Annotated in this window: 1 protein-coding gene; it reads left to right on the plus strand. The window is 81.2% G+C overall.

What is annotated here, in order from left to right; genetic code table 11:
• Nucleotides 1–478: hypothetical protein (locus GTW08_RS19975; RefSeq protein WP_202417441.1), on the plus strand; the 478-nt coding region annotated here is incomplete at both ends.

Below are 478 nucleotides of genomic sequence, written 5' to 3' on the forward strand. Positions count from 1 at the left end.
CGCCGCGGCCCCGCCCGGCACACCCCCGGCGACGGCCGTCGCGGACTTCTTCGGCGACGAGCCGCCCGGGGTCGTCGTCCGGGTCGGGACGACGGCGGGCGGCGCCTTCCCCGGAGGCCCGCGGGTGCTGGTGGTCCCGGCGGCGGTCGCGGTGCTCGCGGCGGAACCGGAGCTGCCGGACGGGCCGGTCCTGGTCGTCGACGACGACGTGGTGCTGGTCCGCGACGGGGTGCCGGAGCGGGTGGGGGAGCGGGGCTCCGACCTCGCGTCGCTCGTGCGTGCGACCGGTGCGGAGCTGGTCGTGGTCGCCGGGACGGTCGGCCCGCTCCTCCCCGGGGAGCACACTGCGGCGGACACCCGGGCCGCCGACACCCGGACCGTGGACCCCCGGACCGCGGGCAGCCGGACCGCGGGCACTCGTGCTGCGGGGCCGCCCGGCGGCCCGGCCGGGTACCGGCTCCCGTGCCCGGTGCGCGTC

The sequence above is a fragment of the Pseudonocardia sp. SID8383 genome, from assembly GCF_009864975.1.
GTDB lineage: Bacteria > Actinomycetota > Actinomycetes > Mycobacteriales > Pseudonocardiaceae > Pseudonocardia > Pseudonocardia alni.